General features: G+C 65.9%; 27 protein-coding genes. 19 read left to right on the forward strand and 8 right to left on the reverse strand.

Features of this window, described 5'->3' with window-relative positions; genetic code table 11:
• Positions 1 to 18: 18 nt before the first annotated feature.
• From glgA to AWB78_RS08355, 3 genes are read left to right on the forward strand one after another with little or no spacing between them, the layout of a single operon-like run.
• Positions 19 to 1,482 (forward strand): glycogen synthase GlgA, encoded by a 1,464-nt coding sequence (gene glgA / locus AWB78_RS08345; protein WP_062604097.1) that lies wholly within the window; start codon positions 19 to 21, stop codon positions 1,480 to 1,482.
• A gap of 57 nt (positions 1,483 to 1,539) precedes the next feature.
• The gene (locus AWB78_RS08350) at positions 1,540 to 2,340 is read left to right on the forward strand and encodes an SDR family oxidoreductase (protein ID WP_062604098.1); all 801 of its coding nucleotides are present in this window, start codon (positions 1,540 to 1,542) and stop codon (positions 2,338 to 2,340) included.
• A gap of 34 nt (positions 2,341 to 2,374) precedes the next feature.
• A complete protein-coding gene (locus AWB78_RS08355; RefSeq protein ID WP_062604099.1) occupies positions 2,375 to 3,811 on the forward strand; it encodes a dihydrolipoyl dehydrogenase in 1,437 nt (478 codons plus the stop codon).
• 69 nt (positions 3,812 to 3,880) lie between these two features.
• Here AWB78_RS08355 and AWB78_RS08360 read toward each other — a convergent pair whose 3' ends face one another.
• The 3 genes from AWB78_RS08360 to AWB78_RS08370 all read right to left on the reverse strand — a co-directional run bounded on the left by AWB78_RS08360 (position 3,881) and on the right by AWB78_RS08370 (position 6,946).
• Positions 3,881 to 4,237: a hypothetical protein gene (locus AWB78_RS08360; RefSeq protein ID WP_062604100.1), complete on the reverse strand. Its 357-nt coding sequence runs from the start codon at positions 4,235 to 4,237 to the stop codon at positions 3,881 to 3,883.
• 278 nt (positions 4,238 to 4,515) lie between these two features.
• Complete coding sequence (gene mmsB, locus AWB78_RS08365) at positions 4,516 to 5,400, reverse strand: 3-hydroxyisobutyrate dehydrogenase (protein ID WP_062604101.1); 885 nt, start codon at positions 5,398 to 5,400, stop codon at positions 4,516 to 4,518.
• Between the two features lie 13 nt (positions 5,401 to 5,413).
• Positions 5,414 to 6,946 carry a CoA-acylating methylmalonate-semialdehyde dehydrogenase gene (locus AWB78_RS08370; protein ID WP_062604102.1) on the reverse strand — a complete coding sequence of 511 codons (1,533 nt, stop codon included), beginning with the start codon at positions 6,944 to 6,946 and terminating at the stop codon, positions 5,414 to 5,416.
• A 213-nt stretch (positions 6,947 to 7,159) separates the two neighbouring features.
• On the opposite strand from AWB78_RS08370, the gene AWB78_RS08375 reads away from it, so the two are divergent.
• The 6 genes from AWB78_RS08375 (at position 7,160) to infA (ending at position 12,113) form a co-directional block, all read left to right on the forward strand.
• Positions 7,160 to 8,116: a LysR family transcriptional regulator gene (locus tag AWB78_RS08375; protein ID WP_062604103.1), complete on the forward strand. Its 957-nt coding sequence runs from the start codon at positions 7,160 to 7,162 to the stop codon at positions 8,114 to 8,116.
• A 292-nt stretch (positions 8,117 to 8,408) separates the two neighbouring features.
• Positions 8,409 to 9,359 (forward strand): M23 family metallopeptidase, encoded by a 951-nt coding sequence (locus tag AWB78_RS08380; RefSeq protein ID WP_232477644.1) that lies wholly within the window; start codon positions 8,409 to 8,411, stop codon positions 9,357 to 9,359.
• On the forward strand, positions 9,346 to 9,711 hold the full coding sequence (locus tag AWB78_RS08385; RefSeq protein ID WP_062604105.1) for a hypothetical protein: 366 nt from the start codon (positions 9,346 to 9,348) through the stop codon (positions 9,709 to 9,711). The genes AWB78_RS08380 and AWB78_RS08385 overlap by 14 nt, the downstream gene beginning before the upstream one ends.
• A gap of 60 nt (positions 9,712 to 9,771) precedes the next feature.
• Positions 9,772 to 10,206: a bactofilin family protein gene (locus AWB78_RS08390; RefSeq protein WP_062604106.1), complete on the forward strand. Its 435-nt coding sequence runs from the start codon at positions 9,772 to 9,774 to the stop codon at positions 10,204 to 10,206.
• 166 nt (positions 10,207 to 10,372) lie between these two features.
• Entirely contained in the window at positions 10,373 to 11,350 is a 978-nt protein-coding gene (corA, locus tag AWB78_RS08395; RefSeq protein ID WP_062604107.1) for a magnesium/cobalt transporter CorA, read from the forward strand.
• Positions 11,351 to 11,846: 496 nt separating this feature from the next.
• Positions 11,847 to 12,113 carry a translation initiation factor IF-1 gene (gene infA, locus AWB78_RS08405; RefSeq protein ID WP_006999277.1) on the forward strand — a complete coding sequence of 89 codons (267 nt, stop codon included), beginning with the start codon at positions 11,847 to 11,849 and terminating at the stop codon, positions 12,111 to 12,113.
• A gap of 163 nt (positions 12,114 to 12,276) precedes the next feature.
• Here infA and AWB78_RS08410 read toward each other — a convergent pair whose 3' ends face one another.
• The 3 genes from AWB78_RS08410 to zwf are packed head-to-tail and all read right to left on the reverse strand — an operon-like array spanning position 12,277 to position 15,586.
• Positions 12,277 to 13,161, reverse strand: a complete 885-nt coding sequence (locus AWB78_RS08410) for a Cof-type HAD-IIB family hydrolase (protein WP_062604109.1) — start codon at positions 13,159 to 13,161, stop codon at positions 12,277 to 12,279.
• On the reverse strand, positions 13,158 to 13,982 hold the full coding sequence (locus AWB78_RS08415) for an ROK family protein (protein ID WP_062604232.1): 825 nt from the start codon (positions 13,980 to 13,982) through the stop codon (positions 13,158 to 13,160). The genes AWB78_RS08410 and AWB78_RS08415 overlap by 4 nt, the downstream gene beginning before the upstream one ends.
• A 38-nt stretch (positions 13,983 to 14,020) precedes the next feature.
• Positions 14,021 to 15,586: a glucose-6-phosphate dehydrogenase gene (zwf, locus tag AWB78_RS08420; RefSeq protein ID WP_062604233.1), complete on the reverse strand. Its 1,566-nt coding sequence runs from the start codon at positions 15,584 to 15,586 to the stop codon at positions 14,021 to 14,023.
• 203 nt (positions 15,587 to 15,789) lie between these two features.
• Between zwf and AWB78_RS08425 the strand changes: the two genes are divergently transcribed.
• The 7 genes from AWB78_RS08425 to AWB78_RS08450 all read left to right on the forward strand — a co-directional run bounded on the left by AWB78_RS08425 (position 15,790) and on the right by AWB78_RS08450 (position 20,311).
• On the forward strand, positions 15,790 to 16,629 hold the full coding sequence (locus AWB78_RS08425; RefSeq protein WP_062604110.1) for an arylamine N-acetyltransferase family protein: 840 nt from the start codon (positions 15,790 to 15,792) through the stop codon (positions 16,627 to 16,629).
• A 52-nt stretch (positions 16,630 to 16,681) separates the two neighbouring features.
• Positions 16,682 to 18,385, forward strand: a complete 1,704-nt coding sequence (locus AWB78_RS08430; RefSeq protein ID WP_062604234.1) for a peptidoglycan D,D-transpeptidase FtsI family protein — start codon at positions 16,682 to 16,684, stop codon at positions 18,383 to 18,385.
• Positions 18,386 to 18,513: 128 nt separating this feature from the next.
• Entirely contained in the window at positions 18,514 to 18,879 is a 366-nt protein-coding gene (locus AWB78_RS08435; RefSeq protein WP_062604111.1) for a hypothetical protein, read from the forward strand.
• A gap of 11 nt (positions 18,880 to 18,890) precedes the next feature.
• Entirely contained in the window at positions 18,891 to 19,178 is a 288-nt protein-coding gene (locus AWB78_RS08440; protein ID WP_062604112.1) for a hypothetical protein, read from the forward strand.
• Between the two features lie 86 nt (positions 19,179 to 19,264).
• Positions 19,265 to 19,492 carry a hypothetical protein gene (locus AWB78_RS46375; RefSeq protein ID WP_157697438.1) on the forward strand — a complete coding sequence of 76 codons (228 nt, stop codon included), beginning with the start codon at positions 19,265 to 19,267 and terminating at the stop codon, positions 19,490 to 19,492.
• Positions 19,473 to 19,781, forward strand: coding sequence for a hypothetical protein (locus AWB78_RS08445; protein ID WP_062604113.1), 309 nt, complete (start codon positions 19,473 to 19,475; stop codon positions 19,779 to 19,781). The genes AWB78_RS46375 and AWB78_RS08445 overlap by 20 nt, the downstream gene beginning before the upstream one ends.
• 197 nt (positions 19,782 to 19,978) lie before the next feature.
• Entirely contained in the window at positions 19,979 to 20,311 is a 333-nt protein-coding gene (locus AWB78_RS08450) for a hypothetical protein (RefSeq protein ID WP_062604235.1), read from the forward strand.
• Positions 20,312 to 20,323: 12 nt separating this feature from the next.
• On the opposite strand, the gene AWB78_RS08455 is transcribed toward AWB78_RS08450, so the two are convergent.
• Entirely contained in the window at positions 20,324 to 21,208 is an 885-nt protein-coding gene (locus AWB78_RS08455; RefSeq protein WP_062604114.1) for a formate/nitrite transporter family protein, read from the reverse strand.
• Positions 21,209 to 21,290: 82 nt separating this feature from the next.
• Entirely contained in the window at positions 21,291 to 22,358 is a 1,068-nt protein-coding gene (locus AWB78_RS08460; RefSeq protein ID WP_062604115.1) for a HoxN/HupN/NixA family nickel/cobalt transporter, read from the reverse strand.
• Between the two features lie 185 nt (positions 22,359 to 22,543).
• Here AWB78_RS08460 and AWB78_RS08465 point away from each other — a divergent pair, with 185 nt between their 5' ends.
• The 3 genes from AWB78_RS08465 (at position 22,544) to AWB78_RS08475 (ending at position 25,542) form a co-directional block, all read left to right on the forward strand.
• Positions 22,544 to 23,560 (forward strand): fatty acid desaturase, encoded by a 1,017-nt coding sequence (locus AWB78_RS08465; RefSeq protein WP_062604116.1) that lies wholly within the window; start codon positions 22,544 to 22,546, stop codon positions 23,558 to 23,560.
• Positions 23,561 to 23,617: 57 nt separating this feature from the next.
• Positions 23,618 to 24,430 carry a phosphate/phosphite/phosphonate ABC transporter substrate-binding protein gene (locus AWB78_RS08470; RefSeq protein WP_062604117.1) on the forward strand — a complete coding sequence of 271 codons (813 nt, stop codon included), beginning with the start codon at positions 23,618 to 23,620 and terminating at the stop codon, positions 24,428 to 24,430.
• Positions 24,431 to 24,546: 116 nt separating this feature from the next.
• Positions 24,547 to 25,542 carry an LLM class flavin-dependent oxidoreductase gene (locus tag AWB78_RS08475; RefSeq protein ID WP_062604118.1) on the forward strand — a complete coding sequence of 332 codons (996 nt, stop codon included), beginning with the start codon at positions 24,547 to 24,549 and terminating at the stop codon, positions 25,540 to 25,542.
• Positions 25,543 to 25,753: the final 211 nt, after the last annotated feature.

Below are 25,753 nucleotides of genomic sequence, written 5' to 3' on the forward strand. Positions count from 1 at the left end.
CAATCGACGGGAGCGCCGATGACCGTATGCGTGCTGCATGCCGCAGCAGAAATGTTTCCGCTGTTGAAAACCGGCGGCCTCGCGGATGTAGTCGGCGCGCTGCCGCCCGCGCAATCGCAACTGGGCACCGACGCGCGCGTCGTGCTGCCGGGCTTTCCCGCCGTGCTCGCGGGCCTCGCGGACCTCGAGCCCGTCGCCGATCTGGGCGGCGCGTTCGGCGCGGGCAACGTGCAGCTCGAGCGCGGTGTCTTGCAGCCGCACGGCGTCGTCGTGTATGTGGTGCGCGCGGACCGCTTCTACGACCGTCCCGGCAATCCGTATCTCGATGGCGGGCATCGCCCTTACGCCGACAACGACCGCCGCTTCGCGCTGCTCGGCTGGGCCGCGGCGCGCATCGCGACGGGCGCGGATCCGTCGTGGAAGCCGCAGATCGTGCACGCGCACGACTGGCACGCGGGACTCGCGCCGGCCTATCTGCGCGCGTTCCAGCGCGGCGGCGCGGCGCAGGTCGGCAGCGTGATGACCGTGCACAACCTCGCGTACCAGGGCACGTTTCCCGCGTCGGAGTTCGGCGCGCTGCAACTGCCGGCCGATTTCTACGCGATGGAAGGCGTGGAGTTCTACGGCCACGTCTCGTTCCTGAAGGCGGGCCTCTACTATGCCGACCGCATCACGACGGTCAGCCCGACCTACGCGCGAGAGATCCAGACGCAGGCTCACGGCGCCGGGCTGCACGGCCTCCTGCAGACGCGCACGCACGACATCACCGGCATTCTGAACGGCGTCGATTATTCGATCTGGAGTCCGTCCGCCGATGAAACCATCGCGGCGAAATACACCGCGTCGAAAGTGTCGGGCAAGTCGAAATGCAAGGCCGCGCTGCAGGAACGCATGGGCCTCGCGCGCGAGGACGACGCGCTGCTCTTCGGCGTCGTCAGCCGGCTGACCGAGCAGAAGGGGCTCGATCTGCTGCTCTCGGCCGTGCCCGATATCGTGCAGCGCGGCGGGCAGCTCGTCGTGCTCGGCACCGGCGACCCCGCGCTCGAAAACGGCATGAAGAACGCGGCGGCGGCGCATCCGGGCGCCGTCGCGGTCGAGCTCGGTTTCGACGAGGCGCTGTCGCATTCGATCATCGCGGGCAGCGATATCGTGATGGTGCCGTCGCGCTTCGAGCCGTGCGGCCTCACGCAGCTCTACGCGCTCGCGTACGGCTCGCCGCCGCTCGTGCATCGCGTGGGCGGTCTGGCCGACACCGTCGTCGATTCGTCGCTCGAAAATCTCGCCGACGACCTCGCGACCGGCTTCGTCTTCGATACCTTCGATCGCGCGGGCATCGTCGGCGCGATCCGGCGGGCCTTCGCGCTCAAGGCGCGGCGCACGGAATGGAAAGCCGTCGTCAAGCGCGCGATGGGCCGGAACTTCGGCTGGGAAGCGGCCGCGCTCAAGTACGCGGAGGTGTATCAGGGGCTGCCCGGCGCGTGAGATCCGGCGGGCGCGCATCTTGCGACGCGCACGGGGAAACCTCACACGAGAACGGACATGCACGAACCCCTCGCAGGGCAGATCGCGCTCGTGACGGGCGCGAGCTCGGGCATCGGCTCGGGCGTCGCGACGGCGCTGGCCGATGCGGGCGCGCACGTCGCCATCAACTATCACTCGCATGCGCAACCCGCCGAAAAGCTCGCCGCCGCGATCACCGCGAAAGGCGGCGAGGCGTTCGCCGTCGGCGCGGATGTGTCCGACGAAACGCAGGTCGACGCGATGTTCGATGCCGTCGTGAAGCGCTACGGCACCGTCGATATCGTCGTCGCGAATTCGGGTTTGCAGAAGGACGCGAAGTTCACCGCGCTCACGCTCGCGGACTGGAAGACCGTCATCGAAACGAATCTGACCGGGCAATTTCAGACGGCGCAGCGCGCGGTGCGCGAGTTCGAGCGGCGCGGCATGCGCGGCGTGTCGAAGGCGCTCGGCAAGATCCTCTGCATGAGTTCGGTGCACGAAGTCATTCCGTGGGCGGGACACGTGAACTACGCTGCGTCGAAGGGCGGCATCCAGATGATGATGAAGACGATCGCGCAGGAAGTCGCGCCGCTGCGCATCCGCGTGAACGGCATCGCGCCCGGCGCGATCCGCACGCCGATCAACAGGGATACATGGGACACGCAGGAGAAGCTCGACAAGCTGCTGACGCTGGTTCCCTATGGACGCGTCGGAGAGGTCGAGGATATCGGCCGCGCGGCGGTGTGGCTCGCGTCGGACGATAGCGATTACGTCGTCGGCACGACGCTTTTCGTCGATGGCGGCATGACGCTCTATCCGGGATTCGCGGACAACGGCTGATCCCGCGCGCAACACGAATCGAACGGGAAACGGGATGAACGACATCAAGGTGGACGTCGCCGTGATCGGCGCGGGCACCGCGGGCATGGCCGCGTTTCGCGCGGCGCGGATCGCGGGCGTGAGCGCGGTGCTCATCGAAAGCGGCGAGCTCGGCACGACCTGCGCGCGCGTCGGCTGCATGCCGTCGAAGCTGCTGCTCGCGGCGGCCAACGGCCTGCACGATGCCCAGGCGCTCGCGCCGCGCGGCATCGAAGGCACGCATGCGCTCGAAGCGGACTACGCGCATGTGCTCGACTATGTGCGGCGCGAACGCGACTACTTCGTCAAGGGCGTGCTCGACGAAATGGAAGCGCTTCCCGGCGGCATGCTGCTGCGCGGACAGACGCGCTTCGAAACGGCGACGCGGCTCATCGTCGGCGACGCTGCGCGCGTCGAGGCGAAAAGCATCGTGATCGCGACGGGCGCGGCGCCTGTCGTGCCCGACGAGCTCAAGGTGTTCGGCGACAAGCTCATCACGAGCGACGATCTCTTCGAACTGCGCACGCTGCCGAAGCGCGTCGCGGTGTTCGGCGCGGGGCCGATCGCGCTGGAACTCGGGCAGGCGCTCGCGCGGCTCGGTGTCGAAGTCTTCATGTTCGGCAAGGGCGGCCACGTCGCGGCGCTCACCGACACGCCCGTGCGCGACACGCTCGCCGCCGCGCTCGCCGACGAGTTCTACTTCGATCCCGACGCGAAGTTCGAAGGGATGTCGCTTGAAAATGGCCAGCCGACGCTGCGTTTCACGTCGCCGGACGGACGCGCGCATGTCGAGCGCTTCGATCTCGTGCTCGCCGCGACGGGCCGCGCGCCGAACCTGAAGCCGCTCGCGCTCGAACATGCCGGCATCGAACTGAACAAAAAGGGTGTGCCGCTATTCGACGAAGCCACGATGCAGTGCGGCAAAAGTGCGATTTTCATCGCGGGCGATTGCGACGGCACGCGCCCGTGGCTTCATGACGCGGCCGATGAAGGCAAGCTCGCCGGCGACAACGCGGCGCGCTTCCCCGACGTGCGGGCGATCAGGCGCAAAGTGCCGTTTTCCATCGTGTTCAGCGAGCCGCAGGCGGTGAGCGTCGGCGCATCGTACGACGATCTCGACAAGCAGATGACGGTGACCGGCGAAGTGAGTTTCGAGAATCAGGGCCGAAGTCGCGTGATGCGTCAGAATCGCGGCCTGCTGCATGTCTACGCCGATGCCAAAACCGGCAAGCTGCGCGGCGCCCAAGGCTGCGGCCCGGCGATGGAGCACATCGGGCATCTGCTCGCCTGGGCATTGCAACTCGAGCTCACGCTGGACGAAGCGCTCAAGCTGCCCTTCTATCATCCGGTGGTCGAAGAAGGCTTGCGCAGCGCGCTGAAGGACGCGGACAGAAAGTGCTACGAGGAACGGTCCGAAACGCCGCCCGCGCTGCCGAGCGCGGCAGGATGCTAAAAAAGAAAAACGCCGGTTGCGGGCAACCGGCGTTTCGTCTTCCGAATCAAACAAGGCTTTCGCTACGACTTAGCTTCCGCTCAAGCCATATTGCAGCGCGAGGTCGAAGCCCAGCACCACCATCGAGCAGAAAAGCCCGAGCAAAAGATTGGCCAGCCGATGGCCGACATCCTTGTGCTTCGTCAGAACGGCACCCGCGAGGAACGCGACTTCCACGATGATTTGCATACAGAACACGGCAATCATCAACGCGAACTCATAACCCATCGAGTTGAAGTTCATGAAGTTGAAGCCGTTCACCGCGACCCAGGAACCCACTCGCCAAGCTTCGTATGCCAATAGCAGCAACGGGAAGAAATAGCTGGCTACATAAGTCGGCACCGTGGCGTGCCGCAATTCCATATTTAAGTGACGTGTTACTTGCATCGCGTACTCCTCATCTGAGTGCCCGAAAACGACGGGCGTTCTACCTGCACCGTGGCGCAACCGGAGCGTTCTGAGTGAACGGCAGACGGGCGTCGTGCTTTCAGAATAGGACAATTTTCGGGAAAGCGAATCATCGTATTCCCGATGGTCTTTATCAGAGATGGAGTACACGCACGGTATTGTGCAGCGCAACTGAATAAAGCAGTTATATCCGGCCCTTGAATTCGGCACGCGCGTGCGTGCCGAATCAATCCCTTATTTGATTTATTTCGCGGATTTCAGTTCTTCGCGTACAGCTTGATAATGCCCGAAAAATCGAGTCCGCCGAGTCCTTGCTGGCTCATCGACTGATACAACTGTTGTGCCAGCGCGCCCATGAAAACCGGTTGCTTCGCGCCGCGTGCCGCATCGACGGCGAGGCCGAGATCCTTCAGCATCAGATCCGCGCCGAAGCCGCCCGAATAGCCGCGCGAAGCAGGCGCCGTTTCGACGATTCCCGGATAGGGATTACACGTATCCGAGCTCCAGCAACGTCCCGTCGATGTATTGACGATGCTCGCGAGTTTCGTCGGATCGATGCCGAGCGTTTCGCCCAGCTTCATCGCCTCCGCGACGCCGATCATGGAAATCCCGAGCAGCAGGTTGTTGCAGATCTTCGCGATCTGCCCCGTTCCGGTTTCGCCGCAGCGCACCATATTCTTGCCCATGCCGGACAAGACCGGACGCAATGTCTCGAAGAGCGCTTCGTCGGCGCCGACCATGAAAGTCAGCGTGCCCGCCTGCGCGCCGACGACACCGCCCGACACCGGCGCATCCGCGAACGGATTGCCCTGCTTCGCCGCCGCTTCGGCGATGAGCTTCGCCGTCGCCGGGTCGATCGTGCTGCTGTCGACGAGCGGCACGCCCTTCGCGACACCGGCGAGCACGCCGTCATCGTTCAGATAGACTGCCTTCACATGCTGCGCCGCAGGAAGCATCGTGATGACGACTTCCGCGCCTTCGGCAGCCGCGCGCGGCGAGGCGGCAAGCGTCGCGCCCGCCGCTTTCGCCGCTTCGAGCGCGGCGGGCACGAGATCGAACGCGGTGACCGCGTGCCCCGCTTTCAGCAGGTTCGCGGCCATCGGGCCGCCCATGTGGCCGAGACCAATAAAGCCGATACGCATCTCGTTCTCCTTTTCAGCGCAGCGCGATGGTCGTGTTGACGCCGTCGTTCACGGTGGCGTCGTCGAACCAGCGCGCGGTCACGGTCTTCGTCTGGGTGTAGAACTGCACGACCTGCTTGCCGTACGGCCCGAGATCGCCGAGCTTCGAGCCGCGCGAGCCCGTGAAGCTGAACGCCGGCACCGGCACCGGAATCGGAATGTTGATGCCCACCTGGCCGATGTCGATCTCGCTCTGGAACTTGCGCGCCGCCGCGCCGCTCTGCGTGAAGAGGCCGACGCCGTTGCCCATCGGATTGCGGTTGACGAGCGCGATGGCATCGTCGAGCGTGTCCGCTTCGACCACACACAGCACCGGGCCGAAGATTTCGGTCTTGTAGATCGACATGTCCGTATCGACCTTCGTGAAGATCGTCGGGCCGATGAAGTTGCCGCTCTCGTAGCCCTTCACGTCGACATCGCGGCCGTCGAGCGCGAGGGTCGCGCCCTCTTCCACGCCCTTCCCGATCAGCCCGAGGATGCGCTCCTTCGCCGCCTTCGACACGACCGGCCCCACATCCGTATTCGGCTCCGTGCCGCCGTTGACCTTGAGCGTCTTCGCTTTCTCGACCAGTTCAGGCACCCAATCCTTCGACGCCCCGACGAACACCGCCACCGATGTCGCCATGCAGCGCTGACCCGCCGCGCCGAAGCCCGCGCCCGCGAGCGCGTTGAGCGTCTGCTCCTTGTTGGCGTCGGGGAGCACGACGGCGTGATTCTTCGCGCCCATCATCGATTGCACGCGCTTGCCGTGCTGGCTCGCGAGGTTGTAGACGTGCGTGCCGACGGCCGTCGAGCCGACGAACGAAATCGCCTTGATATCGGGATGCGTGCAGATGGCATCGACGACTTCCTTGCCGCCGTGCACGACATTGAGCACGCCCGCCGGAATGCCCGCTTCGAGCGCAAGCTCGACGAGCTCCATCGTCGAAAGCGGGTCCTGTTCCGATGGCTTGAGCACGAACGTATTGCCGCAGACGATGGCCATCGGGAACATCCATAGCGGGATCATCGCGGGAAAGTTGAACGGCGTGATGCCCGCGCAGACGCCGATCGGCTGACGCAGCGTGTACGTATCCACACCGCCCGCGACGTTCTCCGAGAATTCCCCTTGCTGCAGCGTGCTGATCGAGCACGCGTGCTCGACGACTTCGAGGCCGCGGAAGATGTCGCCCTCGGCATCGGCGAGCGTCTTGCCCTGCTCGGCGGTCAAGGTTTGCGCGATGCGCTTCTGGTTCTGGCGCACGAGATCCTGGAACCTGAGCATCAGGCGCATGCGCGTGCCGAGCGGCGTCGTGCGCCAGGTCTGAAACGCCTTGTGCGCCGCGGCAACGGCGGCGTTCACTTCATCCATCGTCGCGAAGGGCACGCGGCCGACCACTTCCTGCGTCGCCGGATTGACGATGTCCCGCCACTCGGTCGTCTTCGAATCGACGAACTGGCCGTCGATGAGCAGCTTGGCCGTACGGACGGACGCACTCTGCGCCGGATGTTCAGCAGCGATATTCACGAGTCACTCCTTGATTGGAAAGATGCAACGTGCGGAAGGGATGGGAAGCGAAGACGCGCTGCAAACGCCTGTTGCGGCGCCGAGGAAAAGGCATGGCGTCTCCGTTTATAAGAAATCGGCCTGCGGCTTGGCAGGCTCGTTTCCTTGAGTATAGTTATGCAAAAGTCCATCATGGCACTATAAAAATACCCGATCGATATGCAAAAACAGGCCATGCAAAACACCGGCAAGCTCGACCTCGCCCGGCTCAACTGGGACGATCTGCGCTTTTTCCTCGAAGTCGCCCGGACGCAGCGCGCGAGCGGCGCGGCCAAGCGCCTGGGCGTCGATTACACGACGGTCGCGCGGCGCGTGCGCGCGCTCGAGGACGCGCTCGGCACGCTCCTGTTCGACAAGTCGCGCAGCGGCGGATTCATTCTGACCGCCGAGGGCCAGCGCCTGCTCGGCTTCGTCGATTCGATCGAGACGACGGTGCAGTCCGCGACCGAGCAGATCGCCAACACGGGACACGCGCTGTCGGGGCACGTGCGCGTCGGCTCGACGGAAGGCTTCGGCTGCTTCTTTCTCGCGCCGCAGCTCGCGCGTTTTCAGGACGCGCATCCGAACATTTCCATCGACCTGCTGCCGGTGCCGCACTTCGTGAGCCTCTCGAAGCGCGAGGCGGATATCGCGGTGACGCTGGAGCGGCCCGAGCAGGGTCAGTATGTCTACACGAAGCTCTGCGATTACCGGCTGAAGCTCTATGCGACCGCCGACTATCTGGAAACGCACGAGCCGATCCGCACGACCGACGACCTGCGCCGTCATCGCTTCGCAAGCTATATCGACGACCTCGCGTTCAGCTACGAGCTGTTGTATCTGGAACGCGCGGTGCCGGGCGCGGAGTCGCGCTGGCGCAGTACGAGCGCGATCGCGCAGTACTTCGCGGCGCTGCAGGGCCGCGCGCTCGCGATTCTGCCGTGCTTCATGACCTCGCCCGATCCGCGCTTCGTGCCGGTGCTGCCCGACGAGATCGTCGTGACGCGCGCCTTCTATCTGTCATGCCGCGAGGATCTGCGCAAACTGAAGCGCATCACGGCCGTCTGGGACTATCTGCGCGCGGCGGCCGAGGCGAACCGCGCCTTTTTGATGGGAGACGGCACCCACATGGCGTGGGTCGACGTCAAGTGATCCTGAAAGATCGAAGTAATTTGACAGCGAAAGCGCGGCAAACGTGCTAGCGAATCCACGCCCGCGCCCCGCGACAAAATTTGACTCGATAAGATCATGTAATTTTGCTTCGATATCCTGCTGAAAACACGAACGGCGCGCAAAGGGTACGGCATAATCGCCGCCCAGTTTCCTCGTTTGCCGTGGAGAGCGCGGCACACTGCATCCCCGTGATTTATTTTAGTTTTTTCCTTGCCGGCCTTTCGGGCCGCCCCGCGCGCTGATGGCTTTCGTCATCTGGTCACGGCGGACCATGTCCCACCAGCGCATCCGCTTCGTCGAGGCGCGCACGGCGCGCACGATCGCCATCGTCGGCGCGATCACGCTGCTGATCGCCGCGCTCGCGCTCGGCATCGCGATCGGCACCGTGTTCGCGCGCAGCCATCTCGGCGAGGAGCAGGCGCTGATGTCGCGCCGCTCCTATGAAATCGAAGAGCTCGGCCGTATCAACGCCTCGCTGATCGAGCTCACGCCGCGCGTCGAGGGGCTGTCCGCGAAAGTCAACGAGCTGCACGACTTCGACGAACATCTGAAGGCCGCGCACGGCACGAACGGGCCATCCGGCGTGCACGACGTGCCGCCGCTGCCCGACAGCGAAGAGCCCGCGGCGCCGCTCGACGGCGCCGGCGGCCCGGCGCTGCCGCCCCGCCTGTGCGATGTCGAGCGCGCCAACGGCGGTTCGTCGCGCCAACGCCTGAAGAGCACGCAGCGCATCATCGATTGCCTGAACGATCAGGTGTCGCAATTGGAGACGCAGACGCTCGCCCACTATGCGTCGTACATGGCGTTTCCCGGCCGCAATCCGGCGCCGGCGGCGCGCAGCGGCTCGCCTTACGGCAATCGGTACGATCCGTTCACCGGTCATCTGAGCTTTCATCCCGGACTCGATCTCGTGGCGCCCACCGGCACGCCTATCCTCGCCAGCGCGGGCGGACGCGTCGTGCAGGCCGGGGAGCGCAGCGGCTACGGCAATGCGGTCGACATCCGTCACAGCAATGGCATGGTGACGCGCTACGGACATGCGTCGCGCCTCCTCGTGCGGACCGGCGACTACGTGATGCCCGGGCAGGAGATCGCGGAGGTCGGGTCGACCGGACGCTCCACCGGCCCGCATTTGCACTTCGAAGTGATCGTCGACGGTGCGCAGCTCAATCCCACTCCTTATCTCGCGCTCTTCAAGCGCAAGCCGAATGCGCAAAGCTGATTCGAAGCGGCGGTCGCTGCAACTCACTCGCCAGTCCTATTCGCTCACGCCCAAGCGCGGCGCGAGCCTCTGGCTGGGCTCGATCGCGGCCGTGTGCGCCATCGCCGCGCTCGGCGCCGCGGGCCTCGCGCTCAAGCGCTCGCACGAAGACGTGCGCAAGCTCGACACGCTCTGCGCGCCGCCCGTCTCCGAGCAGAAGCTGCGCGAGCAGCTCGCCCACGCGCAGCTCGCGCTCGACCAGGAAGCGGCCAGCCGCGCGGCCCTCACGCAGCGCGTCACCGACAGCGCCGCCGAAATCCAGCGCCTGCAAACCGATCTCGCCTTTCTCAAGAAACAGCACAAACCCGATTGAGCAGCGTGTGCTTCACGCTCTCGCTTCGCGCAACCCTTCACCGCATCACAAGGATTCGACATGTTCTCATCGAAGAAAGACCCCCATAGCGTCAAGCTCGCCAAGCTCGCGACGCTCGTCGCGCATAACGTTCACATCTCGGGCGATCTCGAGTTCAGCGAAGGCCTGCGCATGGACGGCCAGGTCACAGGCAACGTGGCGGGCCGCCCCGGCGAAGAGACGCTGCTCGTCGTGAGCGATCAGGGCGCGATTCGCGGCAACGTGAGCGCCTACGACGTCATCATCAACGGCTGCGTCACGGGCGATGTGACCGTCGGGCACTTCGTCGAACTCCAGTCCAACGCGCGTGTGCTGGGCAACATCTACTATCAGCAATTGCGCATGGATATCGGCGCGACGGTGGAGGGCAAACTCACCAAGATCGATTCGCAGTCCGCGCATGTCCCGTCGCTGCCGGCGCCGCCGGAATATGGCGTCGACTACGTCACGAACTGACCGCGGGCAACGAGCGCGGCTCTACCCGCGCTCGTTGGCAACAGCGCGTCTGTCCAGCTAAGATTCGAAGGATGGAGGCCACGCGCTCGCGCCCCGCGAATCACGCGATTTCGAGCGCCCATCGACGCGTGGCCGGTGACATCGAAATGAATAAAAAGGGCGCCCCATGCTGGTCAATTGCGCGGCTTATCAGAACGGCCGAAAGCTCGCGGACGTGCTTATCGACGATATCAACTCGTATCGCGATCTGCCCGATTCTTTCATCTGGGTTGCATTGAAGGAGCCCGGACCCGGCGAGCTCGCGCACATGACGCAACAGTTCGGCCTGCACGAACTGGCGGTCGAGGATGCGCAGCACGGTCATCAGCGGCCGAAGATCGAGGAATACGGCGATTCCCTGTTCGCGGTCTTTCATACCGTCGAGTTCGATGAAGAAGGCGAAGTGCTCGTCGGCGAGATGAACGTGTTCGTCGGCAGGAACTACGTGCTTTCGGTGCGCAACCGCACGACGCAGGGCTTTCAGGAAGTGCGCAAGCGCTGCGAGCGCGAGCCGCATCTGCTCAAGCACGGGCCGGCCTTCGTGATGTACGCACTGCTCGATGCCGTCGTCGATCGATACTTTCCCGTGCTCGAAACGCTCGGCGCCGAAGTCGACGAAGTGGAGGAGCGCATCTTCGAGCAGAAGGGCTCGGTGGAATCGCGCGAGATCATCGAGGATCTGTATTCGCTGAAGCGCCGCATGACGATCCTGCAGCATCACACGGCGCCGCTGCTCGAAGCCGTCAGCAAACTGTATGGCGGGCGCTCGCCGGGCGTCTGTTCGGGCATGCAGGAATACTTCCGCGACGTCTACGACCATTTGCTGCGCATCGTGAAGACGATCGAGGGACGGCGCGAAATGATCGTCACGGCGATCCAGGTGAATCTCGGTCTCATCGCACTGGCGGAAAGCGAGGTGACCAAGCGTCTCGGCTCGTTCGCCGCCCTCTTCGCCGTGCCGACGATGATCGCCGGCATCTACGGCATGAACTTCAAGTCGATTCCGGAGCTCGACTGGGTTTATGGCTATCCGACCTGTCTCGCCGTCATGCTGGTCGTGGACGTCGTGCTGTACTGGCGCTTCAAGAAGGCCGGCTGGCTGTAGCAGAAAAAGTCCCTTTCAGGAACCTTCAGGCGAAATTCGTTGTCTAATCAAACGATTTGCGCGAGAATACCGGTTTGGCTTGCAAAATCGGCCATCGACCTTATATGACGTAAGCGCACGGCAGACGCGCTCACTTCCGCAGCTTCATCGCAGCACACGTCGCTTTTCCGATTCAAACCGCACGTCGGCCTTGCTGTTCGCCGATGTCGCCGTCCCGGTCATGCCGGCCACGGCGTGCCGCCTGCGCGGTTCGCCCTGTCGTCCAGCCTATGCCGTCAAGCTCACGACGAGCCTGAAGAGAGACGCGGCGCGCTCCGATCGCACGTTGTTCAACGTGCCGGACGTGCCAGGCCACGCTTTTGCTTCGCCTTTCATGAGCCGCGCGACGTTGCTTCCGGGCAGCCTCGCAGGATCGTTCATTGGCGTGAAACGCGCGTTCTGCACACTCTGCACGATGCGCGGCAGCACCCACTACAACTCAACACAGGAGCCCCATATGGCGAAAGAAGAACTCATCGAACTCGACGGTATCGTTGACGAAGTGCTTCCCGACAGCCGCTATCGCGTGACGCTGGACAACGGCGTCGTCGTGGGCGCGTACGCCTCGGGCCGCATGCGCAAGAACCACATCCGTATTCTCGCCGGCGACCGCGTGACGCTGGAGCTGTCGGTGTACGACCTGACCAAGGGCCGCATCAACTTCCGTCACAAGGACGAGCGCGCAGGCGGCGGCGCCCCGCGTGCACCGATGCGCCGTCGCTGAACGCCGCATTCTCTCTGTCGTATCCGTCATGAGCGTGAGCCCGATCCGCAGCGCACGCCCCTGAACCACCTCGCGGATCACCCAACTTCGACGCGGCCGCATGCCTCGCGCATCGCCGCACCGGCTGCGCCACGCGTCGATGCCCTCCTTCCTGCCTCAGCCTTCAGCACGCGCCGCGAGCAGCGAGCAGCGCGTCGATGCCGATCGCGAAGCCGTCCTCGTCGTTGCTCTTCGAGACCAGGCTCGCGCGACGCTGCACGCTGTCCGACGCCTGCCCCATCACGATCGACACGCCCGCGATCTCGAACATCGCCACATCGTTGCCCATGTCGCCGAGCACGGCCACGCGCTCGAGCGGCACGTTCGCGAGCTGCGCGAGCTCGCGCACGGCGGTGCCCTTGTTCGCTTCGAGGCTCGTGATATCGAGGTAGTAGGTCTGCGAACGCGCCGCATGGCCGCGCCCTTCGAGCTGCTTCTGCAAGCCGCTTTCGACGCGCGCGAGCAGCGCCGTATCGGCCGTCGAGCCGACGATTTTATCGACCGCATCGAGATCGACGTCGTCGAAGCGCGTGACGAGCACGCCTTCATAGCCGACCGTGCGCGTCTCGAGCGGCACGTAAGTGCCACCGGGATTCGTCAGATACCAGGCATCGTCGATGAACACCCACGCGTCGACGTTCGCGGCAGCGAGCGCTTCGAGCGACGTCTGCACGACCTCGCGCGGCAGCTTGTGCGACGACAGCACTTCCCACGTGCGCGGCCTGACGAGACTGCCGCCGTTGTACGACGCGTAGGGCATGTCGACCGACAGCGCTTCGACGATATGCCGCATGCCCTTGCCCGGCCGGCTGCTCGCGACCGTGAAGCGCACGCCCGCCGCCTGCAGGCGGCGCACGGCGTCCTTCGCGGGATCGCCCAGCGCCTTGTCGGTGTAGAGCAGCGTGCCGTCGCAATCGGTGACGACGAGTTCCGCCTTCGCGAGCGCTTCGAAGGCCGCGGCGCCGTCGCCGGTCGCGCTGTGCAGGCCGTATTTGCCGATGGCGTTCATCGGGCCGCCCCTTCATGCCGGGTGAAATGCGGCAACTGCCGCGTCTCGCGCACCGAGCGCGGGTGCCACAGCCGCGCGCCGCCTTCGATGCCCGCCGCGTTCGACACGATCGCCACGTTGTCCGGCAGCTTGAACTTGATGTGCGCCGCGTTGCCGCCGCCGATCCAGAGCCGGTCGTAGTTCACGAGCGTCGCGAGGATGCCGATGATCTTCTCCACGCGCCGGCTCCAGCGCTTCTTGCCCGCCTTCTCGCGCGCCGCGTTGCCGATGTATTCGTCGTAGGTCTTGTCCTTCGCGACCGGATGATGCGCGAGCTCCAGATGCGGCATCAGCTCGCCGTCACGAAAGAGCGCGGTGCCCGCGCCGGTGCCGAGCGTCAGGACCAGTTCGATGCCGCGCCCTTCGATCGCCGCGAGCCCCTGCATCTCGGCGTCGTTGATCATGCGCGCGGGCATGCCGCCGAGGCGCCCGGAGATCAGTTCCGCGAGCGGCACGCCGCGCCACGCCGGCGTGCCGAGATTCGGCGCGGTCAGCACGACGTTGTCGCGCACGACGCCCGGGAAGCCGATGGAGATATGCGTCGGCGGCTCGGCGACGATCGGCGCGACGAGCCCGACGAGCGTCTCGACGACCACGTCGGGCTTCGCCGGATGCGGCGTCGCCACGCGCAGGCGGTCGCTCTTCATCTCGCCGTCCTCGGAAATGACGGCCGCCTTCAGCCCCGTGCCGCCGATATCGATCGCGAGAATGCGCTCGGCCTTGATCGCGAGTTTGTCCGCCGTGACGTGGGTCTTCTGTCTGGTTTTCGATTCTGTTCTCACGCTCGTTGTCCTCTGGTTTTGCTCGTCGTTGGATGCGTTCAGTCCGTCTTGCGCGTATCGGTCAGCGAGCGCCACGCGCGGCCGTCCTGCGCCAGCAGGCGGTCCGCTTCGGCCGGTCCCGCGCTGCCCGCCGCGTAGCCGTGCACGGGAAGCGGACTCTCCGGATGCAGCACGCGATCGACCGCGGCCCACGCCGTCTCGATGCTGTCCGCGCGCTGGAAGAGCGTCGCGTCGCCGAGCATGCAGTCGTAGAGCAGCGTTTCATAGCCGACGTTCGCGCGCTCCGCGAAGAAATCCGCGTAGTTGAACGCCGAGCGCACCTTGCCGATCTGCATCAACGGGCCGGGCACCTTCACGTTGAAGTCGAAACCCGTGCCGTGCGCCGGATCGATGCGCAAGGTGAACACGTTCGGCGTGAGCGCATCGACGGGTGTGTCGCGAAACATCAGAAACGGCACGGCCTTCAACTGCACGGAAATTTCCGTGCGCCGTTCCGTGAGCCGCTTGCCGGTGCGCAGATAGAACGGCACGCCGGCCCAGCGCCAGTTCTCGACATACACGCGCGCCGCCGCATAAGTCTCGGTGCGGCTGTCCCTGTCGACGCCGGGCTCTTCCTTGTAGCCCGCCCCGGCAGGCCCGGCTTCGTACTGGCCGAGCACGACATCGTTCGGCGTGAGCGGACGGAACGCATCGAAGACTTCGGCTTTCCTGTCCCGCACGGATTCGGCATCGAACGAATTGGGCGGCTCCATCGCCACCATGCCGAGCAGCTGGAACAGATGGTTCGGCAGCATGTCGCGGAACGCGCCCGTATGCTCGTAGAACGGTCCGCGCCCCTCCACGCCGATCGTCTCGGCCGCCGTGATCTGCACGTTGTCGATGTACTCGCGCCGCCACACGGGCTCGAACATCGCGTTGGCGAAGCGCACGGCGAGAATGCTCTGCACCGTGTCCTTGCCGAGAAAGTGATCGATGCGATACACCTGCGATTCGTCCGCATACCTGAGGATGCAGGCGTTGAGCGCCCGCGCCGACGCCAGATCGCTGCCGAACGGCTTTTCGATCACGAGCCGCCTGAAGTTGCCGTCCTTCTCCTCGAGCAGGCCCGCGGCGCCGAGATGCTCGACGATCGGCGTGAAAAAGCGCGCGCCCACCGCGAGGTAGAACACGACGTTGCCGGACTTCGCCTTCTCGAGCCGCGCCTTGAGCCGCGCGAAGGTCTCGTCTTCCTCGAACTCGCCCGGAAAATATTCGAGCCGCCCGGCGACCCAGTTCCACGCGTCCTCGTCCAGTTGCGACGTATGGAAGGTCGCGGCCTTGTCCGCGGCGAACTTGCGCAGCGACTGCGTGAGTTCGTCGCGCCAGTCGGACGTCTCGCGCTCGCCGTGATTCACGCCGATGATTTCCATGCTGCCGTCGAGCAGCTTGTCGGCGGAAAGGTTGTAGAGCGACGGCATCAGAAGCCGCTTGGTCAGATCCCCGCCCGCCCCGAAGATCACAAGCGTGCAAGGTGGCGCGGGATGCTTGCCGGCGCATGTCGCGCTCGCCGGCTTCGCCTGATCCGCTGCGTTCGATGGATTCGCTTCGTTCGATTCTTTCGGCATGGCGTGTCGCCCCTTGTCAGTTGCGCTGAACCTGGAAAGACCTTCTTCGATGCGGCACAGTTCATTCGGATGCCGCGCCGCAAGGCCGCGCGACAAAAACGTATGCTGTTTGTAATTTATAAGCTTTCGTGTCGTAAAATATGCGCGCTTGCGACTGTGCTCGCGGACATTACGACATCGCACGACTCCGGCCGGGATTCCACATGAACGCACACGAAACTTTCATCGACCTCGACGCGTACTTCGAGCGCATCGGCTTCGGGGGCCGCTCGCGCCCCGAGCCCACGCTCGACACGCTGCGCGCGCTGCACCTGCTGCATCCCCAGGCCATCCCCTTCGAAAATCTCGATGTGCTGCTCGGCCGCCCCATCCTGCTCGATCCCGCATCCATCCAGCGCAAGCTCGTCGTCGCGCGGCGCGGCGGCTACTGCTACGAACACAACCTGCTGTTTCGCAGCGTGCTTCAGACGCTGGGCTTTCGCGTGCGCAGCTACGCGGCTCGCGTCCTGTGGGGCCGCGACGCGTCCTCGGGCATGCCGGGGCGCACGCACATGCTGCTCGTCGTCGATCTCGACGAAGGCCCCTTCCTCGCCGATGTCGGCTTCGGCGGCATGACGCTTTCCGCGCCGCTCGCGTTCGAAACGGGCCTCGAGCAGATCACGCCCCACGGCGTGTTCCGTCTCGACGATGCCGGCGGCGAGCCGCGCAGCACCATCCTGCAGGCGCTCGTGAACGGCGCATGGACGAGCGTCTACCGCTTCGACCTCGACCCGCAGTATGACGCCGACTACGAAATGGCCAACCATTTCGTGTCGACATATCCGCAGTCGATATTCGTGCACAACCTGCTTGCCGCGCGCCTCGCGCCGGGCAAGCGCTACGGCCTTTTCAACCGGCGTTTCTCGGCGCACGACGAACGCGAAGGCACCGTCCACTGCGAACTCGCGGACGCGGCCGACCTGCGCCGCGTGCTCGAAAACGAGCTCGGCATTCGTCTGCCGGATGGCGCCGATCTCGACGCCGCCCTCGCACGCCTGCCATAAACGCGTCCCCGACGCGTCCCCCGGCACAACCAAGCTTAATCACAAGACCACGATGTTCAAGAAGAAGACGCGCGGCGGCAGCGATTTCCAGACGCATCATCGCAGCACGGTGCTCGCAACCCAGTTGCCCGCGTGGCGTTCGCGCCTCGTCATCATCGGCGTGACGGCGGCCTTCATGGCGCTCGCCGGGCGCGCGCTCTGGGTGCAGGTCATCGATCACAAGTTCTATATCGGCGAAGGCCAGAAGCGCTATCAGCGCACGCTGGCGCTCTCGGCGACGCGCGGGCGCATCGTCGATCGCAACGGCGCGATGCTCGCCGTGAGCCTCGCCACCTACGAAGTGTGGGCGACGCCCAGGCTCTTCGACGGCGACCACGGCAACGAGATCGCGCGTCTGCTCGACATGCCGCCGAAGGATCTGCAGCGGCGCATCGACGGAAACCGCGCGTTCGTGCTGCTGAAACGTCAGGTGGAAGCGGAAACCGCCGAGCGCATCGCGACCATCGGGCGCGCGGGCATCACGCTCGTGCCGGACACGAAGCGCTTCTATCCCGAGGGCGAATCGGCGGCGCATGTGGTCGGCTTCACGAACAACGAGGATCACGGTCAGGAAGGCGTCGAGCTCGCCGCCGATGCGCGTCTCACCGGCGAAGCGGGCCAGCGCGAGGTGATCCGCGACCGGCTCGGGCGCATCGTGTCGCAGATCGGCGAGATCGACCTGCCGCAGAACGGCGAAACCATTCAACTGACGATCGACCGGCGCATCCAGCAGCTCGCGCACGCGCAGCTGAAGGCGGCGATCGCGAAGCACAAGGCGCGGGCGGGCAGTGTCGTCGTGCTCGACGCGAAGAACGGCGAAGTGCTCGCGCTCGCCAACTATCCGAGCTTCGATCCGAACGATCGCGCGCGTCTCACCGGCGAGCAGTTGCGCAACCGCGCGCTCACCGACACCTTCGAGCCCGGCTCGACGATCAAGCCGCTCGTCGCGGCACTCGCGATCGATCTCGGCAAGGTTCGGCCGGATACGCGCATCGATACCGGGCCGGGCAGCTTCAAGCTGGGCCCCAACGTCATCCACGACACGTCGAACCACGGCGTCATCACCGTGGCGCAGGCGGTGCAGATGTCGAGCAACATCGCGCTCACGAAGCTCGCGCTGCAACTGCCCGCGCAGACGATCTGGGACAAGTATCGCGAATACGGCATCGGCCGCGCGCCCGAGCTGACCTTTCCGGGCGCGGCGACGGGGCGTCTGCGCGCGCCCGAGCGCTGGAAGCCGATCGAGCAGGCGACGATGGCCTACGGCTACGGCATGTCGCTGTCGCTCGTGCAGATCGCGCAGATCTACACCGCCTACGCCGGCGACGGGCGCTTTCACGCGGCCACGCTGATCCACCGCGAAACGCGCCGCGAGCCGCTGCAGGTCACGAAGCCGGCCACCGCGAAGGCCGTGCGCGAGATGCTCGAAATGGCGATCGGCGATCACGGCACCGGGCGCGCGGCGGCGGTGGAGGGCTATCGCGTCGGCGGCAAGACCGGCACCGCGCGCAAGCAGATCGGGCGCTCCTACGCGGCGAACAAGTACCGCGCGTCGTTCGTCGGCATCGCGCCGATGAGCGATCCGCGCGTGATCGTCGCCGTGATGATCGACGAGCCCACGGGCGGCACCTACTACGGCGGCACGGTGGCGGGGCCGGTGTTCTCGGGCATCGTCGGCGCGACGCTGCCGCTGCTCGGCGTGCCGCCCGACGCGTGAAGGGCCGCGCACGCGGGCGCGGGCCTTGCTGCATCGACCGGAACGTCCGAAGCGCGGACCCGGCGGGACTGTAAAGGGCTTGTGCTCTAATGTCGGGTCCGGCACCAAGGGATCCAATGGAAAAGACCATGAACAGACTTGCCGCGGCGCTCGCGCTGCCTGTGCTCCTGGCCGCCTGCGGCCAGTTCCACAACGAAGACGCGGGACAACCCGAAGTCGAAAAATCGGCGACCGACAACAGGGTGAACAGCATCGTGCAATGCATCGCCGACGAAGCGAAGAAGCACGACGCCAAATATCAGCGAACGGCCATCCCGCAAGGCGTGATGCTCGAATTCGGCGATTCCAACGTGATCAAGGTCCGCTACGACAACGGCGAGACCACGTATCGCTACTATCCGGGCCAGCGCCATCCGTCGAACCTGTGGATCGAGGGCGCGGGCAAGAAATGCGCGCCCGCGGACCCGACCAGCCAAGACTCACCTCAGAAATAATCACGCGAATCATGCGCTCGACCAAAGCCATCAGCGCCGTCGAACGGCTCAAGACCCGCAGCGGCAACGCCGGCTACGCGGCCGTCTCAATGCCCGGCGGCTACTTCTATCTCGCCGAGCGCTCGCCCGAAGGCACGAAAAAGCTCTCCGAGCCGATGCCGATGGACGACTTCGTCGCCTTCGTCAATGCGCGCGAGCCGGGCAAGCCGCGCAAGGTCAGCAAGCTCGATCTCGCGATGGAAGAGCAGATCGGCCGCAGCGGCAAGCGCACGGCGAAAGCGCCCGAGGGCGAAGCGTAAGCGCGGCACCGGCAGCCGCCCGCTGCGCTGCGCCTCGATCCGCAGCGCAACATCGAAAGCCTGATCCTCCCCCACATGAATGTGCGATGACAGACGGTGCCGCGAGGCCCCCGTTGCGTACATTTTTGCTAACGGTCGAAGTCCGCAAAGACGGCCAACGATCGGTCATCCGAAGAAAAGAGCAAGGGCCGCCCGCGACGGTTCAAAAATATGGCGCGGGTGAACGGGGTGCCTGGACGGCGCGCGTGTCCGATGTCGGGATCACGCGCCGCACGGCCGAGAGGAAGACCACAGATGAAAAAGAAAAAAAGTGAGGCCAAGGGCAGCCTTCTGCCCTCGGCATTGGCCGATATCGAGCTTCAACACATCGAGCGTGCGGTCGCACAGCTTCGCACGATGAACAAACAATCTTCCGGCACGCTCAACGTCGAGTACTGGCGCGAGCGTCTCACGGCCGTGACGAAGGGCTATGCGCTCGTTCCGGCGCAAAAGCAGCGCATCGAGGCGCTGCGCATCGCACTCGACACCGTCGACAGCGGCCCGCGCGACGGCTCCGGCGGGCGCAGGAAGTCCACCAACAGGCTTTGGGCGAAAGCGGCCTGACACACCGCTTTCGCCACTCGCGCCTCGGCGCGATCCCCGCGTTCGCGCCCGCGTCTCGCATCGAGCCGGCGCGCGACGGTCATTCGAACCGACGACGATTCACGGTCCGCCGCACGCGCGTTGCGAACGCGTGCGCCCGGCCCGTCAGGCGCGCTTCCTGCTCGAAAGCAAGTCTTTCGATCTTGCAGGGAGCCGCCATGTCCGTTCATCGACACGAACCCACGCACGGCCCGCGCCGACGGCCATCCGTGCTCGTCAGCGCGATCCTCGCCGGCGTCATCGCTACGTTCAGCACTTACGGCGTCGCGCAGATCACGAACGGCGGCGGCTCGGAGCGCCAGGAGAGCCGCCAGTCCGATTCGAGCCAGCGTGCCGATCCGTCCGGCAGCCCGATGCACGAATCGCACAAACCGCAATCGAAGGACGCGGCGCAGGGGCGCAAGGCGACCGCTGACAAGAACCAGAAGTCGGAAGGCAATACCGGCTTCGGCAATGGCCTGTACGGCACGGGCGCCGGCAACAACAAGTGATGCGGCGCGCGCTCAGTCCTGGCGCCGCTTGGGCACGCTCGTGATCTCCGGCGCGATGGCCGCGTGATTGATGATCGCGACGAGCGACACGCCGCCGATCACGTTGCCGATGAACGTCGGCACGAGGAACACGAGGAAATAATCGGAGAGGCCGGCCGCGCCGATCATCACCGCATACGCCGCTTCGACCGATCCGGCGATCGCATGCGTGAGCTTGCTCACGGCGACCGTGTAGGTCACGAGCAGGATCGTCAGCAGACGGCCCGAGCGCGCGCTCGGCAGCAGCCACACCATCAGCGCGATGAGCCAGCCCGAAAACACGCCGCGCACGACGGTCACGCCGAAATCGGCGGAAAGCGGCGTCATCGCGACCTCGGCGAGCGCTTCGGTCACTTCGGGCGAGAACACGCCGCGAATCTGCAGGATGCCGGCGAAGATCGCGGTGCCGATCAGGTTGAAGAACAGCACGATCGCCCAGAGACGCAGCGCCTTGAACAAGGTCGCCGCATCGCGCCGCGTGAGCACGGGCAGCACCGCCGTCAGCGTGCTCTCGGTGAAGAGCTGCTGGCGCCCGAGGATCACGAACACGAAGCCGATCGTATAGCCGAAGCTCGATATCAATCCGCTCCAGTGCGCCTTCGGCAATGCGCTTTCCAGTATCGACTGGACGAGAAACGAGAAGCCCATCGACAGGCCGGCGGCGAGCGCCGACCACATCAGCGCGGCGAAGGTGCGCTCCATCGCGACTTCGCCCTCCTCCCGCACGATCTCATGGATGACGAGCGGATGCGGCGCGGAATGCTCGGCGGCCTGCTCCTGTTCGGCGCTGTCGAGATGTGGGGAATCCGCCCCTGCGGAAGTCCCCTTGGGGGGCGCCCCTGCTTGCGGATCGTTCATGATCGTTCTCCCTGAACGCCGCTCGATACGAGAAAGGGGATGAGCGGCTGGCGCAACCACGAAGCAGGAAGAATGCCCGCGCCTAGCGGGCGACGCGTCCGTCGAGGCCGTCGTAGCCGCGCCACTTGTAAATCAGCGCGGAGACGAGCCAGCACGCGGCGAACAGCGCGACGATCCCATAGCCGAGCATCCCGAAGTGCGCCGACAACGACGACGCCGCATCCCACAACCCGCCCTTCAGCTGCAGCCGGTCCGCGACGAGCCCGAGCGCCTCGATGCCGCCGACCAGCACCGCGATCAGCACCGACACCAGCGTGACCGTGAGGTTGTAGTAGAGCTTGCGGACCGGCTTCATGAACGCCCAGCCGTAGGCGCCGGTCATCAGCAGACTGTCGGCGGTGTCGATGAGCGACATGCCCGCCGTGAAGAGCGCCGGAAACACGAGGATCGCCCACACCGGCACGCCGCGCGCCGCTTCGGCCGCCGCGATGCCCATCAGACCGATCTCGGTGGCCGTATCGAAGCCGAGCCCGAAGAGAAAGCCGAGCGGATACATATGCCAGCTCTTGCCGATCAGCCGGAAAAGCGGCCGCGCGATGCGCGCGAGCGGGCCGCCGCCGACGGCGAGCATGTCGATGTCCTCGTCGCGGCACGCCTCGCCGCGGCGCACGCGCCTGAACGCGCGCCAGACGCCACGCAGCACGAAAAGATTCATCGCCGCGATGGCGAACAGAAAGAGCGACGACACCGACGTCCCGATGATCCCGCCGATCTCGCGAAACTCGGCGAAGCGCCCCTGCACGGCCATCGCGGTTGCGGCGATCAGCGCGCTGGCCGCGACGACGATCGTCGAATGCCCGAGCGAAAAGAAGAACCCGGCGAAGAGCGGGCGCTTGCCTTCCTGCATCAGCTTGCGCGTGACGTTGTCGATGGCGGCGATGTGGTCGGCGTCGACCGCGTGGCGCAGCCCGAGCGAATACGCGAGCAGCGACGTGCCGAGCAAGAGCGGATAGTGACGGAACGCGACGAGCGCCCAGAGCCACGCCAGCACGTTGAACGCGATCAGCCCGGCGACGAGCCGCGCCGATTTGCGCGGCAGTGCGCGATGCGCCGGATGCGGCGCGGAAGCGGGCTGGATCGGGTCGGTCATTTAAGCGCGCGGTGAGGACGGAGGAACCAAGAATACCGTGCGCAACGTGGCCGCCAATAATCGGCCGCGTCGCGAATGCTTATTGCGCCGATCGCGGAAACCTTAGCCGGATTCCTTGGTTGGGACGCGCAACACGCGCCGCTACGATGGCGCTTCGCCCTCAACGGAACAGCGCGAAGTCCGCCATGCCCCGCTATCTCGACGACGCCCAACGCCACGAACTCCAACATCAGCGCGAAACCCGGCGCTGGCGCAGCGAATGGCCGACCTGGGCGGTCATCGTCGCGATCTACGGCGGCTGGTTCGGCGTCGCGCTCAACGCGCGCACGCTCGGCCTCGCGCCGGCCATCGCGCTGCTCGCGGTGCTGTCGTGCTGGTATATGTCGCTTCAGCACGAACTGATGCACGGACATCCGACGCGCTTTCCGGCCGTCAACAAGCTGCTCGGGCTGGCCCCGCTTGCGGTGTGGTTTCCGTACGAGGTCTATCGCGACTCGCATCTGCGTCATCACGACGACGCGCATCTCACCGAGCCCGGCCGCGATCCCGAAAGCTATTACGTGACGCCCGCCCAGTGGGCGAGCGCGGGCCCCGTGCTGCGCGCCGCGCTCGCCGCGCGCAATACGTTTCTGGGGCGTGTGCTCATCGGGCCGTGGTTCTCGATCGCGGCGTCGTGGCGGGAGGCGGCGCAGGCCGTCGTCGAGCGGAAATGGCGCATCGTCGCGAGCTGGGCCGTGCATCTCGCGCCGCTCGTGCTGCTCGCGAACTGGCTCGACACGCGCTGCGGCATTCCGTGGCGCGCATTCGTGTTCGGCGTCGGATATGGGTCGCTGGCGCTGGCATCGGTGCGCTCGTTCCATGAGCATCGCGCGGCGGAACGCGAAAGCGAACGCACGGTCATCAACGAAGCCGCGTGGCCGTGGCGGCTGCTCTTTCTCAACAACAACTACCATGCGGTGCATCACGACCTGCCCGGCGTGCCGTGGTTCGCGCTCGGCGAGATCTACGCGCGCCGGCGCGACGCGTATCGCGCGAGCAACGGCGGCTTCGTCGTGCGCGGATACGGCGAATGGGCGAGCCGCCATGCCTTTGCACACGCTGCGGCGCCGGTGCATCCGTTCGCCGCTCCGGGCGAATCGCGCGCGCCGGCCGTTCCAGCCCGAAACGCGCGCAGCGCCGATGCCGCCCGCCTCGCGGGCTGACGCGCCGCCCTGTACGATTCGGCATCGTCTTCCCGCTCGCTCGCCGTTTTTTTCACGATGCACTGGATCGCCGCCCTGCCGATGTACAACGTCACGCCCGCGCTCGCCGCGGACTGGCGCACGCTGCTCGAGCGCGTCCGCGAGCGTCTCGCGGAATGGCTCGGCGCGCGCGGCGATACGCTCGGCATCGTCGATGCGGGTCCGGATCTCACCGCCTTCTGGCTGCGCGACGACGTGCTGCTTTCGCAGACCTGCGGCTATCCGCTCGTGCACGCGCTCGCGAATCGCGTGCGGCTCGTCGCGGCGCCCGACTTCGATGTGCCCGGCTGCGAAAACGGCACGTATCGCAGCGTGATCGTCGCGGGCGCGCATGTCGCGGCGACGTCGATCGAAGCCTGCCGGGGCCTGCGCGCCGTCTACAACGACGACGATTCCAACAGCGGCATGAACCTCTTCCGGCACGCCGTGGCGCCGTTCGCGCTCGACGGACGGTTCTTCGCGTCGGTGACGAAAACCGGCGCGCACCTCGCGTCGCTGCGCGCGCTCGCCGAGTCGCGCGCCGATATCGCCGCGATCGATTGCGTCACGTTCGCCTATGCGCAGGCCCATCTGCCGGAACTGGCCGGCGCCGTGCGCGTGATCGGCACGACGGCCGATGCGAGCGCGCTGCCGTTCATCGCGTCGACGCGCGTGCCGCACGACGCCATCGACACGCTCTTTCAGGCGCTCGCGGACTCGCTCGCCCAGGACGCCGCGCTCGCCCGGCGTCTCCGGCTCAGGGGCTTCGTGCGCCGCACGCCGACGGATTACGAACCGATCCTCGGCTACGAGCGCGAAGCCGTCGCGCGAGGCTATCCGCGCCTCGCCTGAGCGAATCCGGGCAACGCGCGCCGGTCCGTTCCGGCAGATTTTCCGGAGTTTCGGCACAATCGGTTTTTTCAGCGCGTGGCCCGCAGCGCGCGCCGCCACGCTTTCGGAAAGCCGCAATGATCCCCTTCTCGCTACTCGACCTTTCTCCGGTTCCGCTCGGCGCGACGCCCGCCGACGCCTTCGCCCATTCGCTCGATCTGGCCCGGCACGCCGAACGCTGGGGTTATCAGCGCTACTGGCTCGCCGAGCATCACAACATGACGGGCATCGCCAGCGCGGCGACGGCCGTCGTGATCGGCCATATCGCGGCGGGCACGAAGACGATCCGCGTCGGCTCGGGCGGCATCATGCTGCCGAATCACGCGCCGCTCGTGATCGCCGAGCAGTTCGGCACGCTCGCCTCGCTGTTTCCGGGGCGCATCGATCTCGGGCTCGGACGCGCGCCCGGCACGGATCAGACCACCGCGCGGGCGCTGCGCCGCGACCTGCAGGGCAGCGCCGAATCGTTCCCCGACGACGTCGTCGAGTTGCAGCGCTATTTCGCCGATCCGGTCGAAGGCCAGCGCGTGCGCGCGGTGCCCGGCGCCGGTCTGCACGTGCCGGTCTGGCTGCTCGGCTCGTCGCTCTTTTCCGCGCAGCTCGCCGCCGCGCTCGGGCTGCCGTTCGCGTTCGCGTCGCATTTCGCGCCGGATTACCTGCTGACGGCGCTGGAGGTCTATCGCACGCAGTTCCGCCCGTCCGCGACGCTGAAAAAGCCGTACGCGATGGTCGGCGTCAACGTCTTCGCCGCCGACACGGCCGACGAGGCGCAATTTCTCTTCACGTCGCTGCAGCAGCAGTTCATCAATCTGCGCCGCGGCACGCCCGGCCAGTTGCCGCCGCCGACGCGATCGATCGCGTGGACCGATGCCGAGCGCGCGGGCGTCGAGCACTCGCTCGCGTGCTCCGTCGTCGGCGACCCGGCGGATGTCGAAGCCGGCCTGCGCTCGGTCATCGCCCAGACCCAGGCCGACGAGCTGATCATCACGGCGCAGATCTTCGACCACGCCGCGCGTCTGCGTTCGTTCGAGATCGCGAGCCAGGCGCGGGACGCCATCGGCCGGAACGCCTGACGGCAAGCAATCGGCCGAAAATAACGGGGCCGCAAGGCCGCCGACTATCCTCACGCTGGACGCGCGCACTTTCGACAGGCAATAATGGGGCAACCGGAGGGCGGCGCGGGCCGCGGCGTCCTTCGCGTCCGCTTCATTCGCCAAGCCGAAATCCCACGTAACGCGCCCGAATTTCGTGCACGCCGGTGGCGGCGCGGCGACACAACAACAA

Source organism: Caballeronia calidae, assembly GCF_900044055.2.
GTDB lineage: Bacteria > Pseudomonadota > Gammaproteobacteria > Burkholderiales > Burkholderiaceae > Caballeronia > Caballeronia calidae.